Origin of the sequence: Streptomyces venezuelae, from assembly GCF_008642355.1 — a bacterium.
Classification (GTDB): domain Bacteria; phylum Actinomycetota; class Actinomycetes; order Streptomycetales; family Streptomycetaceae; genus Streptomyces; species Streptomyces venezuelae_B.
Window position 1 is genome coordinate 2,530,351 of record NZ_CP029193.1, and the last position, 20,108, is coordinate 2,550,458.

Sequence of the window (20,108 nt, forward strand, 5' to 3'; positions counted from 1 at the left end):
CCGTCAAGTCACCTCGCCCCGGCTCCTCGCGTTCGCGTATGCCGTCGCCGCGCGCAGGCGTTCCGCGGTCGTCGCCGTGCGGACCGCCTCCGGGGCGCAGTCCCACTCCCGGCCGCCCCCGTAGGGGCGCAGCTGGACGTACGGGCCCTCGTGGCCCATCACCCGGCCCACCTGGCCGCTCCGGGTATCCACGACGTACGCCCCTACGGGCGGCTCCAGCGGCAGGTCATTCATGGCGCACTCCTCAGCACGGCGGCGAGTCGTGCCGCCGCGTCGACCGAACAACCCCCCAATGCGATCCTCGGACACGGGGTTTCCCTCGCGATCGACGAGGGATCCATCCTCAGTGACGGCAAGGTATTTCCCCCTCGTGCGAGTGCGGCGCGCAATTCCTTCACGGTGTCCTCCGCCTGTTCGATACATGCCACTGCGTGCTGCTTTCCGTCCGTCTTCACGGGGGCTCCCCTTCGCCTTCGGATTTCACTCTTCTCGCCCCTACGGTGACGTACGCGGCCTACACTCTGCAGGGGTCTGACCTCTACAACTGCGAGGCAGCGAAAGGCGGTTGGCCATGGCCAATGGTTCGGGGCAGGCGGCGTGGGAGTTCTTCGGCGCGGAGCTCAAGCGGAGACGGGAGGACGCGGGACTCAGCCAGTCGGCGCTGGGGGTCCGTGTATTCGTTTCAGGGGGCTACATCGGCCGGTTCGAGCGGGCGATGCGAAAATCTCAGCTGGATGTGGCGCCACGTATTGATGCGGTGCTAGAACCGACGGTCTTTTCGAGCGGTTGTGGCGAAAGCTGATCAAGGACCAACTCTTTAGCGAGTACTTTGCGCTATACAGATGGCGTGCATTCGGCGCACCTGCTCGATGAACCGACAGTGGTGAAGCGAGTACAGGCGTCCTACGATCTGCTCAGGGCCGTCGCGCTGCCACCGGAGGCGTCCCTGACCCTGATCGACTCTGCGGCGGAGGACTTCCGACAATGCGTCGAGGTCGCCGACGGAGTCCCCCATGTCGTCCCCGTACGGGACAGCAAGGTCCCCGAGGGCCCCGCCCTGATGATCGGCCCCGGCGCGTGGACCGCGTTCGTCGCGATGGTCGCCGCCTACGGGGCGAATCCGCCCGCCAACGCCTGCGTCTCCGCGTACGAAGGGATGCCCTCCGCCTGCGCCGTACCGTCCGCCACGGCCCGTACCGCCGTCACCGCCGCCCCCAGCGCCGCGCGGAACAGGAGCGAGCCGCAGCTGACCCGTCGGACGCCCGCCTCCGCCAGCTCCGGCATCGAAGGTCCGTCGGCGGCGTGCAGGATGTTGAGCGGGGTGTTCCTCAAAGCCGACGTCAACTCTGCGATCAACCGCAGGTCGCGCAGGCCCGGCACGAACACCCCGTCCGCGCCCGCCCCCCGGTACGCCTCCAGTCGCTCCCCCGTCTCCGACGCCGTCCTCCCCGCGCCCCGCAACCAGTACGTATCCGTCCGGGCGTTGATGAACACGCGGCCTCCCACCGCCTCCCGCACCGCCGCCAGGATCTCCGCCTGGTGCGCGGCGTCCCGCAGCGTGCCGTCCGCGCGGCCGTCCTCGATGTTGATGCCGACGGCGCCCGCCTCCGCCAGTTCCGCCGCCAGCGCCGCGACCTCCCCCGGCTCGTCGCTGAAGCCGCCCTCCACGTCGACGCTGATCAGCGCGTCCAGGCGGGTCAGGCGCCGGGCCAGCCGCACCGTCTCCGCCCGGGTCGCCCCCGTCCCGTCGGGCAGGCCCGCCGCGGCCGCCACGCCCAGGCTGGTCGTGCCCACCGCACGGAACCCGGCGGCGGCCAGTGCCGCGGCCGACGCGTGGTCCCAGGCGTTCGGCAGGAGGAGGGGCGCGTCGGTGTGGTGCAGGGCCCGGAATTCGTCGTACGCATGCTTCGTCATGGCATGACCGTAAGGGCGCGCAGCGGTGCGCTGCGCTTCCGCGGGCACAACGTGTGGCTCAAGATGTGGGCATGAAGAGTGACTTGTTCTCCAGCGACCACATGGCCCAGCCGGCCCACGCGCCCGGCATGACCCTCCAGAACGCCAAGTCCATCAAGTACGCGGTCAACGGCGAGATGCACGCCCGGCAGGGCGCGATGATCGCCTACCGGGGCGAGTTGCAGTTCGAGCGGAAGAGCCAGGGCGTCGGCGGCATGCTCAAGCGGGCGGTGACCGGGGAGGGGCTGCCGCTGATGGCCGTGCGCGGGCAGGGCGAGGCGTGGTTCGCGCACGAGGCGCAGAACTGCTTCATCGTCGACGTCGAGCCCGGCGACGTCCTCACCGTCAACGGCCGCAACGTCCTCTGTTTCGACGCGACCCTCTCGTACGAGATCAAGACGGTGAAGGGCGCGGGCATGACCGGAGGCGGCCTCTTCAACAGCGTCTTCACCGGCGCGGGCCGCCTCGGTCTGGTCTGCGAGGGCACGCCGCTGGTGATCCCCGTGTCGCCGCAGCAGCCCGTGTACGTCGACACGGACGCGGTGGTCGGCTGGACCGCCCACCTCGCCACCTCCCTGCACCGCTCGCAGTCCATCGGCTCGATGATCCGCGGCGGCTCCGGCGAGGCGGTGCAGCTGAAGCTGGAGGGCGAGGGGTACGTCATCGTGCGGCCGAGCGAGGCGACTCCGCAGAAGCCGCAGCAGCACTGAGCCATGGCCCTCACCGGGGCCCGCCGGTACGCCGACGTGCACGCGCGCCAAGTACCTTTCGTCTCATGGTTCTTGACCAAGGCAACCGGAAGCAGGATCTGCGGCTGCGTCCGCCGCGCAACCCCCTGGACCGGCGCGCCGTCGCCTGGTGGCGCACGCAGCTGCTGCTGACGGTGGCCGCGCCCGTGGCCGTTCTCGGTCTGCTCGGCGCGCTCATCGCGCCGGCCCGCTTCTGGCTGCTGCTGCCGGCCGCCGTCATCGCCGCGCCGGGGCTGGTCGTCGGTGTGCTGCTGCCGCTGTGGTGGTACAAGGTGCACCGCTGGGAGGTCACCGACGACGCGGTGTACGTGCGGACCGGGTTCTTCTGGATGGAGGGCCGGATCGCGCCGATGTCGCGGCTGCAGACCGTCGACACGATGCGCGGGCCCCTCCAGCGGATCTTCGGGCTGACCACCGTGACGGTCACCACCGCGTCCGCTCGGGGTGCCCTGAAGGTCAAGGGGCTCGACCACGCGACGGCCGCCGAGCTCGCGGAGCGGCTCGCGCTCGTCACCCAGGCGACGCCGGGGGACGCGACGTGAGCGGGCTCGCGACCGCCGAGGCGGCGGCGGAAGCGGGTGGCCCCGACGACGCCGGGGCGGACGGCGGCTGGCGGCGGCTCGACCCGCGTTCGCTGCTCGTCACCGTCCAGATGACGGGCGGCGTCGTGACCGCCGTCGGCGTGCCGATCACCCTCAGCTTCCAGGGGTGGGTGGCCATGGGGCCCGTGATCGCCTGGGCGGTGGGGCTCAGCCTGCTCGTCATCGGGTGCGGTGTCGGCATCGACGCGCTGCGGCTGCGTCACAGCCGGTACCGCGTCGGACCCGAGCGGGCCGAGCTGCGCAGCGGCATCCTCTTCGTCAAGCACCGCTCGTTGAGCCGGGAGCGCATACGCTCCGTCGACCTCGTCGCCCACCCGCTCCTCCGCCTCCTCGGTCTGGTGGAGGTCCGCATAGGCACGGGCGAGCAGAGCGCGGGCCAGGAGGCCACGCTCGAACTGCGGCCCGTGCGCAGGGCGGAGGGCGAGCGGCTGCGGCACGAGCTGCTCAGCCGGGCGGCGCCGGGCGGCGCGTCCGAGGTGGAGGGCACGATCGCCTCCCTCGACCCGCGCTGGATCCGGTACGCGCCGCTGTCCTTCGTGACCTCCGCGCTCGCCGCGGCGGCGGGCGGTGCGGTGATGCAGGTCAGTGAGTGGTTCGGTGTGCAGGAGGACGTCATCGAGTGGGTGGGCGACGTGTTCCGCGGGATGTCCGTGACGGGCGTGGTGCTGGCGCTGATCGCGATCGGGCTCGCCGCCGGGTCGGTGGGGGCGCTCGGGCTGTGGATCGAGATGTGGTGGAACTACCGCCTGGAACGGGAGCCCGGCGGGACGCTGCGGGTGCGGCGCGGACTGTTGACGACCCGGTCGGTCTCCCTGGAGGAGGCGCGGCTGCGCGGTGTCGACGTGGTGGAGCCGCTGGGCCTGCGGCTCTCGGGCGCGGCGCGCCTGGACGCGGTGGCCACGGGTCTGTCGCGCCGCGACGAGGAGGACCAGGCGGGGCCGAGCACGCTGCTGCCCGCCGCGCCCCGGCGGCTCGCCGACGAGGTGGCGGCGCAGGTCCTGCGCGAGCCGGTGACGCCCACGGCGGTGCGGCTCGCCCCGCATCCGCGGGCGGCGCGGGCCCGCAGGATCCGGTGGGCGGTGTCGGCGTCGCTGGCGCCCGCCCTGGTCCTGCTGCTGCTCGGGGCGCTGCTCGACGTGCGGGTGCTCATGTGTCTGGGGGCGGGCACGGCGGTGCTGCTCGTGCCGGTCTCGGTGGCGCTGGCCTGCGACGCGTACCGCAGTCTGGGGCACGCGATCGACGCCGACTACCTCGTCGTACGGTCCGGGACCCTGCGCCGCTCCACGGTGGCGCTGCGGCGTGGCGGGGTCATCGGGTGGACCGTCAAGCAGTCCGTGCTGCAACGGCGGGCGGGCCTGGTGACGCTGAGCGCGACGACGGCCGCGGGCGCGCAGGCGTACGCGGCGTACGACGTGGGGGAGGCGGAGGGTCTGGAGTTCGCGGAGCGAGCGGTACCGGGCCTGCTCGGCCCGTTCCTGGTCCGGGGCCCGAGCCCCGAGGGGGTGCGGGGAACTGCGCGACCGGCCACGACGGGCCCGCACAGTCCCCGGCACACGTCCGGTTGAACCTCAGCGGGCCGCCCGAGCCTGCTTCTCGTACCCGACGAGGCGCACGCACACGGTGAGGCCCTTGATCGCCTGATCGAGCTCCGGGAGGCCGGGGTAGCTCGGGGCCACGCGGATGACGGCGTCGCGGGGGTCGTCGCCGTGCGGGTGCGTCGCGCCGGCGGGGGTCAGCACGATGCCCGCTTCGGCGGCGCGGCGTACGACTTCCTTGGCGCAGCCGTCCGGGACGGTGAGGGTCACGAAATAGCCGCCCCTGGGCGACGTCCAGGTCGCGAGACCGGTCCCGCCGAGCTCCGCTTCGAGGATGCGGGCGACCGTCTCGAACTTGGGCTGGAGCAGGGCGCGCTGGCGCTCCATGTGGGCGCGTACGCCGTCCGCGTCCTTCAGGAACATGACGTGCCGCAGCTGGTTGACCTTGTCGGGGCCGATCGACCGCTTCTGGTTGTTGGCGAGGAGCCACTTCACGTTGGCGGGCGACGAGCCGAAGAAGGCGACGCCCGCGCCCGCGGCGGTGATCTTCGAGGTGGAGCCGAAGACGAACGCGCGGTCCTCGTGCCCGGCGGCGGCGCAGGCGGCGAGCAGGTCCGCGATCTCGGCGGGCTCGTCGGTGAGGTGGTGGGCGGCGTACGCGTTGTCCCAGAAGATCCGGAAGTCGGGGGCGGCGGTGGGCATCGCGGCGAGGCGGGCCACGGTCTCGTCGCTGTAGACGACGCCGTCGGGGTTGCTGTACTTCGGCACGCACCAGATGCCCTTGACCGCCGGGTCCTCGGCGACGAGCCGCTCGACCTCGTCCATGTCGGGTCCGTCGGCCGTCATCGGCACGGGGATCATGTCGATGCCGAACCGCTCGCAGAGGCCGAAGTGCCGGTCGTAGCCGGGGACGGGGCACAGGAACGCGATGCGCTCCTGGTCGGCCCAGCGCGACTCGGCGCCGGGCAGCACGCCGAGGAGGGCGTGCACGATGCAGTCGTGCATCAGCTCGAGGCTGGAGTTGCCGAGGGCGAGCAGCCGGTCGGCGGGCACCTGGAGCAGCTCGGCGAAGATCTCGCGGAGCTCGGGCAGGCCCTGGAGCCCGCCGTAGTTGCGGACGTCGGTGCCGTCGGCGGCGGTGTGCCGCCCGCCGGGCAGACTCAGCAGCTCCTCGGCGAGGTCGAGCTGCTCGGGGGCGGGCTTGCCCCGGGTCAGGTCGAGGGAGAGGCCGCGTGCGACGAGGTCGTCGTAGTCCTTCCGGGCCTGCTCCAGCAGGCCGCCCAGGGCCGGGGCGTCGGGGCTCAGCTCGGTGGTCATGGTGGTGCCTCTCGCAAGGTGCCGCTTCGGCGGACGTCGTGGACTTCGGGCGTCGTGGATTCGATCGATGGAGCGTGCCGAGGATACGTACCGGTGCGGGAACGCGCCGCGCACGACCGCACCGCGAGACCGCGGCTCCGCTGCGCTGCTACCCGCGTGCCGGGTCCGGACGCCGGGCGTGGAGCGTGATCAGGAGCACACAGGACAGGGCCGCGAGGACGGCCGCCGCGCCCAGGAGGGCGGGGGGCGGCGCCGCGCCGGACAGGAGCGTCATCGCGTAGGGCGCGAGCATCCCGACGTACGCGGCCGTCCAGAAGTACGCGGTGAGGCGGGCGAGCCGGTGCGGTGGGGCGAGGGCGGTGACCTCGGTGAGGCCGTACGTCAGGACGAAGCCGTAGCCCGCGCCGAGGACCGCGGCGGCGGCGAGGGCGGTCGTCGGGTCCTCCGTCGCCGCGGCGAGTGCGGCGGCGCCGAACCCGACGGTGACGACGAGCAGGCCCACGACGGCGGTCGCGAGGCGGTGCCGCTGCGCGACGCGGCGGGCGAGGGGCTGCACGAGCAGGCCGGTGCCGGGGACGAGGGCGGTGGCGACGCCGGTGTAGACGAGGCCGCCGTGCACGAGGCCCGGCAGCGTCACGAAGCCGACGCTGGGGGCGGCGAAGACCCAGGGGGCGACGGGGAGGACGCCGCGCCGGAAGAGGCGTCCGACGCCGGGATGCCGCTCCGCGTGCGTTCCCCGGTGCCGGGTTCCCGTCTCGGGCGCGGTCAGCGCGGCGAGGCCCGCGCCTGCCGCGAGCAGCAGGTGCGGTACGTACGCCGTGACCATCGGCGCCCCGGCCCACCGGGCGATCAGCGCCGCCACGAGACCCCCGGAGGCGAAACCGGCCGAGACGAAGAGACCGGCGCGGCGCGAGGCCGTCGAAGCGGTCCTCGGATCGAGGTGGACGTACGGCTCCGAGGACAGCTCCTTGATCCACGCACTGCCGGCCGCGAGCAGCGCACCCGCGCTCACCCCGGTGACGAACCGGCCGGGCCACAGCCACCCCGTGGCTCCCGCCCCCAGCATCAGCGCGCCGGTGGAGAGCAGGTTCAGCGCGAGTGCCGTCGAGGCGACCGGGCGCCGCCCGACGCGGTCGGCCAGCGGCCCGCACACCAGGAGGCCCGGGATGAGCCCGACGACGTAGAGGGCGAAGAGGCCGGTGACGGCGGACTCGGAGAGGCCGAGCTCGGAGCGGTAGGCGCCGAGCAGCGCGGAGAACTGGTTGGCGCTCCACCCGGAGGCCATCATGATCCAGGCCGCCCGCAGCCCGTACCGGCGGCGGGGAGGGTCGGAGGGGGTCCCTTCTGCGAGGGGCGTGGGCGGAGTGGTGGTGATGCTGCTCATGGCACCCAGTAGTAGGCGCGCCGCGCCCGCGCCCGCCTCCCCCGTTCACGATTCGTGAAGACGACGCGCACGCCGCTGACCTCCGGGTCTACGCTGGTACGCATGTCCTCCGCACCGCTCGATCTGCGACTTCTGTCGTCGTTCCTCGCGGTGGTGGAGGAGGGTCACTTCGGCAGGGCCGCGGCCCGTCTCTTCCTCTCCCCGCCCGCCGTGACGCAGCATGTGCGCCGCCTGGAGACGGAGCTCGGCACCCTTCTGGTCGACCGGCGCACGAATCCGGTGTCGCCCACCCCGGCGGGCGTGCGTCTCGCGGGTCACGCGCGGGTCCTGCTCGCCGCTTCGAACGCCGCGCTGGACGACATGGCGGAGGCGGTGCGGCCCGGCGCCGGTGGGGCGGGGCGGCCGCTGCGGGTCGGCATCATGGGGCACGGCTCGGCGGAACTGACCCCGGCGGCGATCAACGCGTACCGGCGGGCCCGCCCCGAAGTCCGGGTCGAGATCCGCCAGCTGGACTTCACCGAGCACGTGACGGCGCTGACGGAGGACCGCGTGGACGTGGCGTTCGTCCGTCCGGGCCCGGACGACGAGCGGGTGGTGGCCGACGTCCTGACGACGGAGCAGCGCATCGTGGTCGTCCCGGAGCGCTCCCCGCTCGCGGCGGCCGGGCAGACCGGCGCGACGCTCGCGGACGTCGCCGCCCTCCCGTTCTTCCGCGTCCCCGGCCACACCCCGCGCCCCTTCACGGACTACCTGTACTTCGGCGAGGAGGGCCGGCGCCGCAGCACGGACTACGCGGTGACGCCGCAGGAAGTGCTGACCGGTGTGATCACGGGCCGCGCCGCGGGGTCGGGCCTGAGGTCCTTCGCCCGCTACTACGCCTGGCCGGGCGCCGCGTTCGTACCGATCATCGACGCGCCGTGGGAGAGCAGCCACCTCGCGGTGCGCGCGGACGAGGACAACCCCGAGGTGCACATCTTCCGTGCGCTCGCGGTGGCGCTCGCGCGCGAACTGGGCGCCGCCATCAGCGGCGACACACGGCCGCTGTAGCCGACGATCCGCACACCTCCCGGTCGGTCACATCATCCGACCTTTGCCGCGCCGAAGCCCCTCCTCCTGTCGCAACGAAGCGCCGCACACCCGTACGTGTAGCCCGAGTTGACCTCCTCACCCCCCATCCGGCCCAGTACCGCTGGGGCGCCGCGCCGGAGACCTTGACCGGCCCTCCCGCCCCTCCTATCGTCGCCACGCCACCCATGACGTAGGACGTGGGACCTCTCAGGTAGGCAAGGGAGAAACAGTGACCGATCTGACCTCTCCGACCATGTGCCGTGCCGTCCTGCCGGGACGACGGTCCTTCCTCAAGTACACGGGTGCGCTGGGCGCCGCCGCCGCCGTCACCACCACGCTCTCCGCCTGCTCCGCGGGGCCCGAGTCCACCAACGAGACCGGGGGCGGCGGGCAGGGCGGGGACGCGACGCTCACCGCTGTCATCGGGTACGGGAACGACGGCAGCTGGGATCCGACCCAGACCGCGTCCGCCTTCGCGATGGCCGGGAACGAGCACATCTACGAGGGGCTCCTCGGGACCGATCCGATCAGCCGTGAGCCGTACGCCGCGCTCGCCACCGAGCTCCCGAACGACCCGAAGGCGACGACGTGGAAGTTCACGCTGCGCCCGGGGGCCAAGTGGCACGACGGGAAGCCCGTCACCGCCGACGACGTCGTGTTCGTCTTCGAACGGATCCTCGACCCCAAGACCCAGACCCTCGCCAAGGGCTTCTTCGCGGGGTGGCTCAAGGAGGTGCGGAAGACCGGCGCCACGTCCGTCGAGCTGATCCTCAGGTTTCCGTTCCCCGACGGCGTCGCCCGGCTCTCCCTCGCCAAGATCATGCCGAAGCACGTCTTCTCGAAGCCGGGCGCCTGGGACGACGCGACCAAGGGCAAGGCCGTCGGCTCCGGGCCGTACACGATGGCCTCGCACCACCCGAAGTCGAACACGACCTTCGAGGCCTTCGGCGACTACAACGGACCCCGCAAGGCCGCGTTCAAGAAGATGAACTGGCTGACCATCGTGGACGCCGCGCCCCGCGTCGCGAAGATCTCCGGCGGCAGCGCCGAGGCGGAGATCGCCGACAACATCCCGTACGCCAACATCGGGCAGCTGAAGAAGAGCGGGATGACCGTCGAGGGCGGAGCCGGGATGAACAACCTGTTTCTGTTGTTCAACACCGCGCACAAACCGTTCGACGACGTCCGCGTCCGGCAGGCCCTGCACTACGCCATAGACCGCGACAAGATGATCCGGGCCGCCCTCAAGGGGCACGGCAGAGCGGCGACCTCGTTCCTCAACGAGTCCAACCCCACCTACCGGCCCGCCAGGACCGTGTACGCGTACGACCTGGAGAAGGCGAAGAAGCTGCTCGACGACGCCGGTGTCGGCAAGCTCAGCGTCAACCTCATGGCCGTCAACGTGAGCTGGATCGTCGACTGTCTGCCCACCATCCAGGACGGCTGGGAGAAGCTCGGCGTCGACGTCACCCTCGACCCTCAGGAAACCACCGCCGTCTTCACCAAGCTCGACCAGAAGAAGGACTTCCAGGTAGTCGCCGCCGCCTCCAACCCCAACCAGTTCGGGCTCGACGCCGACCTGATCATGCACTACAACTACGGCCCCGAGAACATCTGGATGGGCTACGCGCGCTGGGCCGACAACGCTGTCGCGAAGAAACTCTTCCGGGACATGGACCAGGCCACCCGCGAACCCGAGGCGTCGAAGAAGCGGGCGATGATCCAGGACTACATCGACACCGTCGCCCAGCAGGCCGTGCTCTATCCGGTCGTGCACAACGAGCTCATGACGGCGTGGGACCCGAAGAGGATCACCGGCGTCAAGGCCCAGCCCTATCCGGGGATCAATCTGCTGCAGGCCAAGTGGGTATGACGGCAGGCCAGTTCAGGAGTCGTACGTCGTGACCGCTGTCCTCAGAATCCTGGCCCGCCGCGTCGCCCTGCTCGTGCCGCTGCTGCTCGGCATCGTGCTCTTCGTCTTCCTCGTGATGCGCTTCTCCGACGTCGACCCGGCGTCCGCGTTCTTCCAGGGCGCCAACCCCACCCCCGAGCAGCTCCACCAGTTCCGGGAGGAGAACGGGCTCCTCGACCCGCTGCCCGTCCGCTACCTCGCCTTCGTCGGCGACCTGCTCCAGGGCGACCTGGGCATCAGCGTCCTCAACCGCGCCCCCGTCGTCGACCAGATCGCCACCGCGCTGCCCCTCACCATGCAGCTCACCTTCCTCGGCCTCGGCATCGCCGTGGTCCTCTCCCTCTCCCTCGGCATCACCGCCGCCATCTACCGCGACCGGCTGCCGGACCAGCTGATCCGCGTCGTCTCCCTCACCGGCGTCGCCGCGCCCGGCTTCTGGCTGGCGCTGCTGATGATCCAGTACCTGGCCGTCGACCTCGGCTGGTTCCCGACCGGCGGCTACATCAACCCCGCCGACTCCTTCACCGGCTGGCTCAAGACCATGACGCTGCCCGCTCTCGCGCTCTCCCTGCCCGTGGCCGCGGGCCTCACCCGCATCATCCGCACCGCCGTGGTCGAGGAGCTCGACAAGGACTACGTCCGCACGGCCATCGGCAACGGCCTGCCCCCGGTGGTCGTCGTCGGCCGCAACGTCCTGCGCAACGCCCTCATCAACCCGCTCACCGTGCTCGGCCTGCGCGTCGGCTACCTGCTCGGCGGGGCGGTCGTCATCGAGACGATCTTCTCGCTGCCCGGCATGGGGAAGCTGATGATCGACGCCGTCAAGAACGGCGACCCGGCCGTCGTGCAGGGCGTCGTCATCACCACCGCCGTCGGCTTCGTGGTCGTGAACCTCGTCATCGACGTCCTCTACCTGCTGGTCAACCCACGCCTGAGGGGGACGAGTTGACGCACACCCAGCCGAGGTCCCGGAAGGCGCTCGCCGAACGGCTCTCCGTGCCCGGCATCCGCCTCCGCTCCCTGCGCAAGCTCCCCGTCCTCTCCCGCGTCGCGGTCGGCGTCGTCGCCCTCGTCGTCCTCGTGGCGCTCTTCGCGCCGCTCCTCGCCCCGCACGACCCGCTCGACCAGCAGCCCCAGGCCGGCGGCACCGGCGCGCCCTCCGCCGATCACTGGATGGGCCAGGACAGCCTGGGCCGCGACATCCTCAGCCGACTGATGTACGGGGCACGCTGGTCCCTCGCCATCGGGCTCGGCGCGACCCTGCTCGCGCTCGTCGCGGGCGCCGTCATCGGCGCGGTCGCGGCGACCTCCCGCAAGGCCGTCGACGAGACGCTGATGCGCTGCCTGGACGTCGTCATGGCGTTCCCCGGCATCGCGCTGGCCGCCGTGCTCGTCGCCGTGTTCGGCGGCGGCATCACCGTCCTGATCTGCGCCATCGCCTTCCTGTTCACGCCGCCGATCGCACGGGTCGTACGCGCCAACGTCCTCGACCAGTACGGCGAGGACTACGTCGTCGCCGAACGCGTCGTCGGCGCCCGTACCCCGCACATCCTCGTCCGCCACGTCGCCGTCAACTGCGCCGCGCCCATCCTGGTCTTCTGCACCGTGCAGGTCGCCGAGGCCATCGTCTTCGAGGCGTCGCTCTCCTTCATCGGGGCGGGCGTACGGCCGCCCGACCCGTCCTGGGGCAGCGTCATCGCGGACGGCAAGAACATGGTCCTCATCGGCGGCTGGTGGGCCACCGTCTTCCCCGGCCTCCTCATGCTGATCACCGTCCTCGCCCTGAACGTCCTCTCCGAAGGCGTCTCCGACGCGTGGGCCGCCCCCTCCACCCGCGAGGTCACCGGCACGGACCGCGACCGGGACCGCCTGGAGGCCCCCGAACCCGGCAGCGGACGCGTCCTCGAACTGCCCGGCCTGACCCGGGCCGCCCACCGCCTCCGCTCCCGCGCCCGGCCCCTCCCCACCGGCGCCCCGGTCCTCGCCGTCACCGGGCTCACCATCTCCTTCCCGCAGCGCCACGGGGGCGTCGACATCGTCGACGGGATCAGCTTCGACGTCCGGCCCGGTGAAGTCCTCGGCCTCGTCGGCGAGTCGGGCTGCGGCAAGTCCCTGACCGCGCTCACCGTGATGGGCCTGGAGCCGAAGGGGGCCCGGGTCGGCGGCCGCGTCGTCTTCGACGGACAGGACCTGACCGCCCTGCCGATGCGCGCCCGGCGCCGGCTGCTCGGCCACGACATGGCGATGATCTACCAGGACGCCCTGTCCTCGCTGAACCCCGCGATGACGGTCCGCTCGCAGCTCAAACAGGTCGTACGGCGAGGTGGCCGCCGCACGGCACCGGAACTCCTCGAACTGGTCGGCCTGGACCCCGACCGCACCCTGCGCAGCTACCCGCACGAACTCTCCGGCGGCCAGCGTCAGCGCGTCCTGATCGCCATGGCCCTCTCCCGCGACCCGAAACTGATCGTCGCCGACGAGCCGACGACCGCGCTCGACGTCACCGTGCAGGCACAGATCATCCAGCTCCTGCTGCGGCTGCGCGAGGAGCTGGGCTTCGCGCTGATCCTCGTCTCGCACGACCTCGCGCTCGTCGCCGACGTCACCGACCGGGTGGTGGTGATGTATGGCGGACAGATCGTCGAGACGGGCGTGACGGCGGACATGGTGGAGTCCCCCGCCCACCACTACACGCGGGGCCTGCTCGGCTCGGTGCTGTCCCTGGAGTCGGCGGCGCAACGCCTCACGCAGATCAAGGGCGTGGTCCCGTCCCCGGCGGACTTCCCCCCGGGCTGCAGATTCGCGGACCGCTGCCCGCTGGCGAGCGAGGTGTGTCGCGAGACGCCGCCGCGGCTGGCGGGCACACCGTCACACTCCACGGCATGCCACCACCCGGCGGGGGGCTTTTCAGGGGCGCCTCCGGGGGGCCTTTCAGGGGCGCGGGGAACTGCGCGACAAGCCACGACGGACCGAGAGCCGACATGACGACCCCCGAACCCCCCATCGTGGAACTGGACAACGTGCACGTGGTGCACAAGGCCCGCTCGGGAGGCCTCCTCTCCCGCGACCACGTGTACGCCCTGACAGAAGCAACCGTGGCCCTCGCCCCCGGCGAGACCGTAGGCATCGTCGGCGAGTCCGGCTGCGGCAAGTCGACCCTCGCGAAGGTCCTCGTCGGCGCCCAGCGCCCCACCGAGGGCACCGTGTCGTTCCGGGGCCGCGACCTGTGGACGATGCCTCCGGCCGAGCGCCGCTCCTCCATCGGGACCGGCACCGGCATGATCTTCCAGGACCCGTCGACCGCCCTGAACCGCCGCCTCCCGGTGGCCCGGATCCTGCGGGACCCCCTCGACGTACACGGACGGGGCACCCCGAAGGAGAGAAACGAACGCGTGCGGGAGTTGATGTCGCTGGTCGGTCTGCCGAAGAGCCTCGCGGACGGCCTCCCGGGGCAGCTGTCCGGCGGGCAGCGCCAGCGCGTCGCCATCGCCCGCGCCCTCGCGCTCGAACCCGACCTCGTGGTCGCCGACGAGCCGACGAGCGCCCTCGACGTGTCCGTGCGCGCCCAGATCCTCAACCTGCTCCTGGACCTGAAGGAGCGTCTGGGACTCGCGCTCGTCTTCGTGTCCCACGACATCCAGACGGTACGCAGGATGAGCGACCGCGTCGTCACGATGTACCTGGGCCGGATCGTCGAGGAGTCGCCGGCCGGCGAGAGCCTGACCCACGCCCGCCATCCGTACACGCGCGCCCTGTTCTCCGCCACACCGGGGCTGCTCGACCCCATCGACCCGATCCCGCTCGTCGGTCCCGTGCCGTCGGCGACCCGGCCGCCGAGCGGCTGCCCGTTCCGCACCCGCTGCTGGAAGGCGGACGAGGTGTGCGCCACCGCGATGCCGGAGAACCGGCGGGCGGGCGAAGGACACCTGTTCCGCTGTTTCCATCCCGTCGCCGAGGGGGAATCGACCCACGACCTCGTCACCCAGGCCGCCGCCACGGCCACCGCCCCTGTCCCGCACAGCGGCGACACCCCCAGGGAGCACCCATGACCATGTCCGCCCCGCCGACCGGTGTCGTCCCGCCCGTCTGCACGCCCCTGACACCGGACCGCGAGGTGGACGTCCCCTCCCTCGTCCGGCTCGTCGACCACCTGGTCACGGCCGGGGTCGACGGTCTCTTCGTGCTCGGCTCCACCTCCGAGGTCGCGTACCTGACGGACCGGCAGCGCACCCTCGTCGTCGAGACGGTCGTCCGCCGTGCGGGCGGACGGCTCCCCGTCCTGGCCGGGGCCATCGACATGACCACGCCGCGCGTCCTCGACCGCGCGCGGGCCGTCACCGAGGCGGGCGCGGACGCGGTCGTCGTCACCGCGCCCTTCTACACACGGACCCACCCGGCCGAGATCGCCCGGCACTTCCGGCTCGTCGCGCAGGGCTGCGGGGTGCCTGTCGTCGCGTACGACATTCCGATGGCGGTGCACACCAAGCTGCCCGCGGAGCTGGTCCTGGAGCTGGCCGGGGACGGCGTCCTCGCGGGCCTGAAGGACTCCAGCGGCGACGAGGGCGCGTTCCGGCGCGTGGTCCTCGGCAAGCGGGCGGAGCCGGGACTCGCGGGGTTCGGTGTCCTGACCGGGTCGGAGCTGACGGTCGACTCGGCGCTCGCGATGGGCGCGGACGGCGTCGTGCCGGGGCTCGGGAACGTCGACCCGGAGGGGTACGTACGGCTCTTGCGCGCTTGCCGGGAGGGTGACTGGGAGCGGGCGCGGGCCGAACAGGAGCGGCTGTGCGGCCTCTTCGGGATGGTGACGGCGGGCGACCCGACGCGGATGGGCGGCAGTTCCGCGGCGCTCGGCGCGTTCAAGGCGGCGCTGCACCTGCGCGGCGTCATCGACTGCCCGGCCACGGCGGAGCCGCAGATCCCGCTGTCGGCGGCGGAGACGGAGCGGGTGGGCAAGCACCTGGCGACGGCGGGGCTGCTGTGAGGCGCAGGCCCGCGGACGCCTCGCGGCTTGCTCGAACGCCTGGGGCTTGCTCGAACGAATGAGGCGTACTTGGACGCCTGACGCTTACTTCAGCGACGTGTCGCCGAGCGCTTCCAGCACCTGCCGCAGTCCGTCCGCCGCGTTCTCGACCAGTTCGCGGTCCACCTCGCCGAGCACCCGCGCATAGTTCGCCAGGTGGTCGGCGAAGGCGGCACGGGTGACCTCGTGGCCGCGCTCGGTGAGGCGGATCTTGACGGTGCGCCGGTCCTCGCCGTCGCGCACCCGCACGACCAGGCCCTTGGCCTCCATCTTGTCGATGCGGTTGGTGATGGTGCCGGAGGACACCATGGAGGCCTTGAGGAAGGTTCCGGCGGTGAGGGCGTAGGGCGGGCCCGAGCGCTGCAGCGTGGTCAGGACGTCGAACTCCCCGACATCCAGGCCGTGCTGGGCGGCCGTGGCCTTGACCGTCCTGTCGACCAGCAGACCCAGTCGCTGGATGCGCCCGAAGAGCTCGACCGGCCAGAGGGCTTCCGCCAGGTCGGGGCGTTCCGCGACCCACTGGTCGATGACCGCGTCCACGACGTCACCCATGGCCGCCACTCCTCTCGGTACGAACTGTCTCGGCGCAAACCCTATCAGCGGTTACTCTCTCATTATTAGGTCTCTTAGTTTCGAGATACTTGATTCTAAGAGTGCCATCTGCTTCTATCTCACCATCGAGATTGTCGGAACTGAACGACAGGAGCACCCCATGTCCGAGCTGGCCCTCCACCCCACCGCCCAGGACCTCCTCTTCCGCGAGGCCCGCACCGCCAACGCCTTCACCGCGGAGCCGGTGACCGAGGCGCAGATCCAGGCGGTGTACGACCTGGTCAAGTACGCGCCGACCGCCTACAACCAGTCGCCGCTGCGGGTCGTCCTGGTCCGCTCGACCGAGGGCACGGCGCGGCTCGGGGAGCTCATGGACGACGGCAACCGGGCGAAGACCCTGGCCGCCCCGCTCGTCGCGATACTCGCCGCGGACAACGAGTTCCACGAGGAACTGCCGTCACTGCTCCCGCACTTCCCGCAGGCCAAGGACCTCTTCTTCGCCGAACGCCCGGTCCGTGAGGAGTCGGCGTACCTGAACGCGACGCTCCAGGCGGCGTACTTCATCCTCGGCGTGCGCGCGGCGGGGCTCGCGGCCGGGCCGATGACGGGGTTCGACTTCCCCGGCGTACAGAAGGAGTTCCTCGACGACGACCACACGCCGCTGATGGTCGTGAACATCGGCCGCCCGGCTCCGGACGCCTGGTACCCGCGCTCGCCGCGCCTCGCCTACGACCAGGTCGTCACGACCGTCTGAGCGTTCCCCTCGCCCCCCTCGTTCCCCCGCACCTTCCCTGCCACCTCCCGGAGCCACCGGCATGTCCTCGACCCCAGCGACCACCCACACCGCCCCCACATCCGTCCACACAGCCACCGCCACCCCGCGCCAAGTCCCCGCCCTCTGGCTCGCGTTGCTCGCCGCGCCGGTCGCCGCCGGGGCCAACAGCGCCGTTCTGATCCTTCCCGACATGGCGGGGTCGCTCGGCGTCCGCACGGCCGACGCGACCTGGCTCGTCACCGTCTTCGCCTGGGCCATGGCCGTCGGCACCCCGCTCATGGCGGGCCTGCTGCGCCGCAGGGGTCTCGGCGCCGCCCTCGGGCTGAGCGCCGCGCTGATCGTGGCCGGCACCGCGGTGCTCGCCGCGGCGCCCTGGCTGCCACTGGCCATGGCGGCCCGGGCGGCGCAGGCCGCGGGCGGTGCGGGCCTGGTCACCGCGGCGATGAGCCTGGCGGGCTCGGTCCGCAGGATGGGGGTGATCACCGCGGGGTTCGGGACGGTCGGTGCGGTCGGGCCGCTGCTCGGCTCCACGGTCGCGGACGCGGCGTCCTGGCGGGTGGCCCTGTCCGCGGGAGCGGTCGCCCTGCTCGCGCTGCCCGCGGTCATGCGCCGCGCCGACCTGTCGGCACCGTCCCGCTCCGCCCCGTTCGACGGCCGGGGCGCCGTTCTGCTCGTCCTGACGGTGACGTCCCTGGTGCTCGTCCCGCGCCACCCGCTGCCCGCGGTCGCCGCCGCGCTGGTGTCCGCCGCCCTTCTCGCCCTGCACGTCCGCGCACGCCCCACCGGCTTCGTGCCCGCCGCGCTCCTGCGCTCCCGCGTGTTCGTCCTGTCGGCCGCGCTGGCCTGCACCCTCGCGACCTCGTACTTCGCGCTGCTCTTCACCGTCCCGCAGCTGCTGCGCGACCGCACCGACTGGTCGTCGTCCACGATCGGCACCTACCAGCTGGTCGCGCTCCTCGTGGGGTCGGCGCTGTCCATGGCACTGGCGGCTGCCGCCGCCCGGATGACCCGCCCGCGGGTCCTGGCGATCCTGCTCGCCTTCGGCGCCGCCGCACCGCTCACCGCGGTGTTCACCCCGTGGGCGCCACTGCTCCTGCTCGTCGCGACGCTCGCCGTCTTCACCACCAGCGCGGGCCAGGCGACGCTCGCGGTGTACGCCACTGCCGCCACGCCCGCCGCGCAACGCCCCACCGCCATCGGCCTGTTCAGCCTCTGCTACCAGCTGGGCGGCGCCTTCGGCCCGGCCGTCGCCGCCGCCGTCGCCCTGAGCTGACGACCATGCCGACCGTGGCGACCGCCGGTCCTCAGGGCGAGACCACCGATCCCGGCGCGACCAGGCCCGACTCGTACGCGATGATGACGAGTTGGGCCCTGTCGCGTGCGCCGAGCTTCCCCATGATGCGGCTGACGTGCGTCTTCGCCGTCAGCGGGCTGAGGCCGAGCGTGTCGGCCACCTCCTGGTTGTTCAGACCGCGCGCGACGAGCCGCAGCACCTGCCGCTCCCGCTCCGAGAGCCCGTCGGGCCCGCCCGCGACGGGCACCCCGGTGTCCGGCGCCCGCAGCACACGGGCGATCAGCCGGGCCGTGGGGCCCGGCGACAGGAGCGAGTCGCCGGCCGCCACCGTACGGATGGCGTCGAGGAGTTCGGCCGGCTTGGTGTCCTTGACCAGAAACCCGGACGCGCCCGCGCGCAGCGCGTCGACGACGTGCTCGTCCGTGTCGTACGTGGTCAGCATCAGGACCTTCACGCCCGCCAGGTCCTCGTCGGCGGCGAGCAGCCGTGTCGCCTCGATGCCGTCGAGGTCGGGCATGCGGATGTCCATGACGACGAGGTCGGCGCGTTCGGAGCGGGCCAGGTCGACCGCCGCGCGCCCCGTACCCGCCTGCCCCACGACCTCCATGTCGGGCGCCGAGTCGACGAGCATCGCGAACGCGGCCCGCACCAGCGTCTGGTCGTCGGCGAGCAGTACGCGGACAGGCGACGTCACGACAGACCTCCCAGGGACACGGGTGCGAGCGGCAGCACCGCGGACACCAGGAAACCCCCTTCGGGCCGCGGGCCCGCGTCCAGGGTCCCACCGACCGTACGGGCCCGCTCCCGCATTCCGAGAAGCCCGAACCCCGGCGTATGACCGCCCCCTTGCCCGCCCTCTGGATCACGCCCCTCGCGCCCGCCGCGCCCGTCGTCCGCGACCCGCACGCACAGCGCCGCGTCCTCGGTGCGCACCGACACCCGCACGGTGATGCCGGGTCCCGCGTGCCGTACGACGTTGGTGAGCGCCTCCTGCACGATGCGGTAGGCGGCGGCGCCGACGGCGGCCGGTGCCCGGCAGTCCGCCACCGCGAGTTCGACGCGGGCGCCCGCGGTACGGGCCGCGTCGGCGAGGTCGGGCAGGCCGTCGAGGCCGGGCAGCGGCCCACGTGCCTCGTCCGTGCCCGCCCCGCCCTCGTCGTCGTCGGAGCCGGACCGCAACACCTGGAGCGTGGCGCGGAGTTCACCGCGAGCCGCGCGGCAGGTCTCCGCGACGTCGTCGAGGGCCTTCGCGACCGCGGCCCGGTCGAGCCGGTCCGGGTCGGCGGCGAGGACGTGCGCGGCGACGGACGTCTGGACGCCGACCAGCGTGATGCTGTGCGCGAGCAGGTCGTGCAGGTCGCGGGCGACCCGCAGGCGTTCCTCGGCGACCCTGCGGCGCGCCTCCTCCTCGCGGGTGCGTTCGGCGCGCTCGGCCCGCCCCACCACGGAAGCGACGTACTGCCGATGGATGCGCACGTACACACCGAGCAGCAGGAACGCGACGATCCAGCCGGAGATCCGCAGTGACTCGGCGCCCTCGGCCATGCCTTCGCTGAACTTCACGGTCAGCATGACGCCCATGACACCCACGCCGATCAGGAGCGTGTTGCGGGGACGGGTGCGGGAGGCCACGGTGAACAGCGCGACCATCGACACCGCCATGGGCGCGGTGTGGTTGTTGTCCAGGGAGTGGTAGACCAGCAGGATCGCCATCAGGGTGACCATGACGCGCACCGGGGCGCGGCGCCGCCACACGATGACGACGTGGGCGACGAGCAGCAGCGCCCAGCCGAGGACGTCCGGCACGTGCCCGTTGTCCCGCACGGACCGCACGATCACCACGGCGCTGACGGCCATCGCGAGGGCGAACAGGGTGTCCGTGCGCAGCCGTTCGCCGGGGGCGGCCGGGCCGAGGACGCGCTCGACGAGAGATTCCACCGCCCCATC

The 20,108-nt window shown here is 72.3% G+C and carries 18 protein-coding genes and 1 pseudogene; 12 read left to right on the forward strand and 7 right to left on the reverse strand.

Going from position 1 to position 20,108, the window contains the following annotated elements:
- Positions 1 to 3: 3 nt before the first annotated feature.
- On the reverse strand, positions 4 to 234 hold the full coding sequence (locus tag DEJ47_RS11710) for a hypothetical protein (protein WP_398334057.1): 231 nt from the start codon (positions 232 to 234) through the stop codon (positions 4 to 6).
- A gap of 337 nt (positions 235 to 571) precedes the next feature.
- Here DEJ47_RS11710 and DEJ47_RS36845 point away from each other — a divergent pair.
- Positions 572 to 1,090: pseudogene (locus tag DEJ47_RS36845) on the forward strand (Scr1 family TA system antitoxin-like transcriptional regulator); the annotation flags it as partial.
- Positions 1,091 to 1,107: 17 nt separating this feature from the next.
- On the opposite strand, the gene DEJ47_RS36850 reads toward DEJ47_RS36845, so the two are convergent.
- Positions 1,108 to 1,914 carry an isocitrate lyase/phosphoenolpyruvate mutase family protein gene (locus tag DEJ47_RS36850; RefSeq protein ID WP_150167548.1) on the reverse strand — a complete coding sequence of 269 codons (807 nt, stop codon included), beginning with the start codon at positions 1,912 to 1,914 and terminating at the stop codon, positions 1,108 to 1,110.
- A 71-nt stretch (positions 1,915 to 1,985) separates the two neighbouring features.
- On the opposite strand from DEJ47_RS36850, the gene DEJ47_RS11730 reads away from it, so the two are divergent.
- The 3 genes from DEJ47_RS11730 (at position 1,986) to DEJ47_RS11740 (ending at position 4,869) form a co-directional block, all read left to right on the forward strand.
- Positions 1,986 to 2,663, forward strand: coding sequence for an AIM24 family protein (locus DEJ47_RS11730; RefSeq protein WP_150167550.1), 678 nt, complete (start codon positions 1,986 to 1,988; stop codon positions 2,661 to 2,663).
- A 65-nt stretch (positions 2,664 to 2,728) separates the two neighbouring features.
- Positions 2,729 to 3,244 (forward strand): PH domain-containing protein, encoded by a 516-nt coding sequence (locus DEJ47_RS11735; RefSeq protein WP_150167553.1) that lies wholly within the window; start codon positions 2,729 to 2,731, stop codon positions 3,242 to 3,244.
- Positions 3,241 to 4,869, forward strand: coding sequence for a PH domain-containing protein (locus DEJ47_RS11740; protein ID WP_398334063.1), 1,629 nt, complete (start codon positions 3,241 to 3,243; stop codon positions 4,867 to 4,869). The genes DEJ47_RS11735 and DEJ47_RS11740 overlap by 4 nt, the downstream gene beginning before the upstream one ends.
- A gap of 3 nt (positions 4,870 to 4,872) precedes the next feature.
- On the opposite strand, the gene DEJ47_RS11745 is transcribed toward DEJ47_RS11740, so the two are convergent.
- Positions 4,873 to 6,156: an aminotransferase class I/II-fold pyridoxal phosphate-dependent enzyme gene (locus DEJ47_RS11745; RefSeq protein WP_150167555.1), complete on the reverse strand. Its 1,284-nt coding sequence runs from the start codon at positions 6,154 to 6,156 to the stop codon at positions 4,873 to 4,875.
- 148 nt (positions 6,157 to 6,304) lie between these two features.
- The gene (locus tag DEJ47_RS11750) at positions 6,305 to 7,540 is read right to left on the reverse strand and encodes an MFS transporter (RefSeq protein WP_223828315.1); all 1,236 of its coding nucleotides are present in this window, start codon (positions 7,538 to 7,540) and stop codon (positions 6,305 to 6,307) included.
- Positions 7,541 to 7,642: 102 nt separating this feature from the next.
- Here DEJ47_RS11750 and DEJ47_RS11755 point away from each other — a divergent pair, with 102 nt between their 5' ends.
- From DEJ47_RS11755 to DEJ47_RS11780, 6 genes are all read left to right on the forward strand, one after another.
- Positions 7,643 to 8,587 (forward strand): LysR family transcriptional regulator, encoded by a 945-nt coding sequence (locus DEJ47_RS11755; RefSeq protein WP_150167557.1) that lies wholly within the window; start codon positions 7,643 to 7,645, stop codon positions 8,585 to 8,587.
- Between the two features lie 274 nt (positions 8,588 to 8,861).
- Positions 8,862 to 10,481, forward strand: coding sequence for an ABC transporter substrate-binding protein (locus DEJ47_RS11760; RefSeq protein ID WP_150175571.1), 1,620 nt, complete (start codon positions 8,862 to 8,864; stop codon positions 10,479 to 10,481).
- Between the two features lie 28 nt (positions 10,482 to 10,509).
- A complete protein-coding gene (locus DEJ47_RS11765) occupies positions 10,510 to 11,469 on the forward strand; it encodes an ABC transporter permease (protein WP_150167558.1) in 960 nt (319 codons plus the stop codon).
- Complete coding sequence (locus DEJ47_RS11770; protein ID WP_150167560.1) at positions 11,466 to 13,505, forward strand: dipeptide/oligopeptide/nickel ABC transporter permease/ATP-binding protein; 2,040 nt, start codon at positions 11,466 to 11,468, stop codon at positions 13,503 to 13,505. Before DEJ47_RS11765 ends, DEJ47_RS11770 begins: the two co-directional genes overlap by 4 nt.
- A complete protein-coding gene (locus DEJ47_RS11775) occupies positions 13,502 to 14,569 on the forward strand; it encodes an ABC transporter ATP-binding protein (protein ID WP_150167562.1) in 1,068 nt (355 codons plus the stop codon). The genes DEJ47_RS11770 and DEJ47_RS11775 overlap by 4 nt, the downstream gene beginning before the upstream one ends.
- Entirely contained in the window at positions 14,566 to 15,501 is a 936-nt protein-coding gene (locus DEJ47_RS11780; RefSeq protein WP_150167563.1) for a dihydrodipicolinate synthase family protein, read from the forward strand. The genes DEJ47_RS11775 and DEJ47_RS11780 overlap by 4 nt, the downstream gene beginning before the upstream one ends.
- An 84-nt stretch (positions 15,502 to 15,585) precedes the next feature.
- On the opposite strand, the gene DEJ47_RS11785 is transcribed toward DEJ47_RS11780, so the two are convergent.
- Complete coding sequence (locus DEJ47_RS11785; protein ID WP_150167564.1) at positions 15,586 to 16,092, reverse strand: MarR family winged helix-turn-helix transcriptional regulator; 507 nt, start codon at positions 16,090 to 16,092, stop codon at positions 15,586 to 15,588.
- 160 nt (positions 16,093 to 16,252) lie between these two features.
- On the opposite strand from DEJ47_RS11785, the gene DEJ47_RS11790 reads away from it, so the two are divergent.
- Both DEJ47_RS11790 and DEJ47_RS11795 read left to right on the forward strand, forming a co-directional pair.
- A complete protein-coding gene (locus DEJ47_RS11790) occupies positions 16,253 to 16,846 on the forward strand; it encodes a malonic semialdehyde reductase (protein WP_150167566.1) in 594 nt (197 codons plus the stop codon).
- Positions 16,847 to 16,907: 61 nt separating this feature from the next.
- A complete protein-coding gene (locus DEJ47_RS11795) occupies positions 16,908 to 18,140 on the forward strand; it encodes an MFS transporter (protein WP_150167568.1) in 1,233 nt (410 codons plus the stop codon).
- A gap of 31 nt (positions 18,141 to 18,171) precedes the next feature.
- Here DEJ47_RS11795 and DEJ47_RS11800 read toward each other — a convergent pair whose 3' ends face one another.
- Positions 18,172 to 18,855 carry a response regulator gene (locus DEJ47_RS11800; protein WP_150167570.1) on the reverse strand — a complete coding sequence of 228 codons (684 nt, stop codon included), beginning with the start codon at positions 18,853 to 18,855 and terminating at the stop codon, positions 18,172 to 18,174.
- Entirely contained in the window at positions 18,852 to 20,099 is a 1,248-nt protein-coding gene (locus DEJ47_RS11805; protein ID WP_317850795.1) for a sensor histidine kinase, read from the reverse strand. Before DEJ47_RS11805 ends, DEJ47_RS11800 begins: the two co-directional genes overlap by 4 nt.
- Positions 20,100 to 20,108: the final 9 nt, after the last annotated feature.

Bases quoted from the DNA above. Each gene is read 5' to 3' on its own strand.
- DEJ47_RS11710 (WP_398334057.1), bottom strand. From the start codon at position 234: ATGAATGACCTGCCGCTGGAGCCGCCCGTAGGGGCGTACGTCGTGGAT.
- DEJ47_RS36850 (WP_150167548.1), bottom strand. From the start codon at position 1,914: ATGACGAAGCATGCGTACGACGAATTCCGGGCCCTGCACCACACCGAC.
- DEJ47_RS11730 (WP_150167550.1), top strand. From the start codon at position 1,986: ATGAAGAGTGACTTGTTCTCCAGCGACCACATGGCCCAGCCGGCCCAC.
- DEJ47_RS11735 (WP_150167553.1), top strand. From the start codon at position 2,729: ATGGTTCTTGACCAAGGCAACCGGAAGCAGGATCTGCGGCTGCGTCCG.
- DEJ47_RS11745 (WP_150167555.1), bottom strand. From the start codon at position 6,156: ATGACCACCGAGCTGAGCCCCGACGCCCCGGCCCTGGGCGGCCTGCTG.
- DEJ47_RS11750 (WP_223828315.1), bottom strand. From the start codon at position 7,540: ATGAGCAGCATCACCACCACTCCGCCCACGCCCCTCGCAGAAGGGACC.
- DEJ47_RS11755 (WP_150167557.1), top strand. From the start codon at position 7,643: ATGTCCTCCGCACCGCTCGATCTGCGACTTCTGTCGTCGTTCCTCGCG.
- DEJ47_RS11760 (WP_150175571.1), top strand. From the start codon at position 8,862: ATGTGCCGTGCCGTCCTGCCGGGACGACGGTCCTTCCTCAAGTACACG.
- DEJ47_RS11775 (WP_150167562.1), top strand. From the start codon at position 13,502: ATGACGACCCCCGAACCCCCCATCGTGGAACTGGACAACGTGCACGTG.
- DEJ47_RS11780 (WP_150167563.1), top strand. From the start codon at position 14,566: ATGACCATGTCCGCCCCGCCGACCGGTGTCGTCCCGCCCGTCTGCACG.
- DEJ47_RS11785 (WP_150167564.1), bottom strand. From the start codon at position 16,092: ATGGGTGACGTCGTGGACGCGGTCATCGACCAGTGGGTCGCGGAACGC.
- DEJ47_RS11790 (WP_150167566.1), top strand. From the start codon at position 16,253: ATGTCCGAGCTGGCCCTCCACCCCACCGCCCAGGACCTCCTCTTCCGC.
- DEJ47_RS11795 (WP_150167568.1), top strand. From the start codon at position 16,908: ATGTCCTCGACCCCAGCGACCACCCACACCGCCCCCACATCCGTCCAC.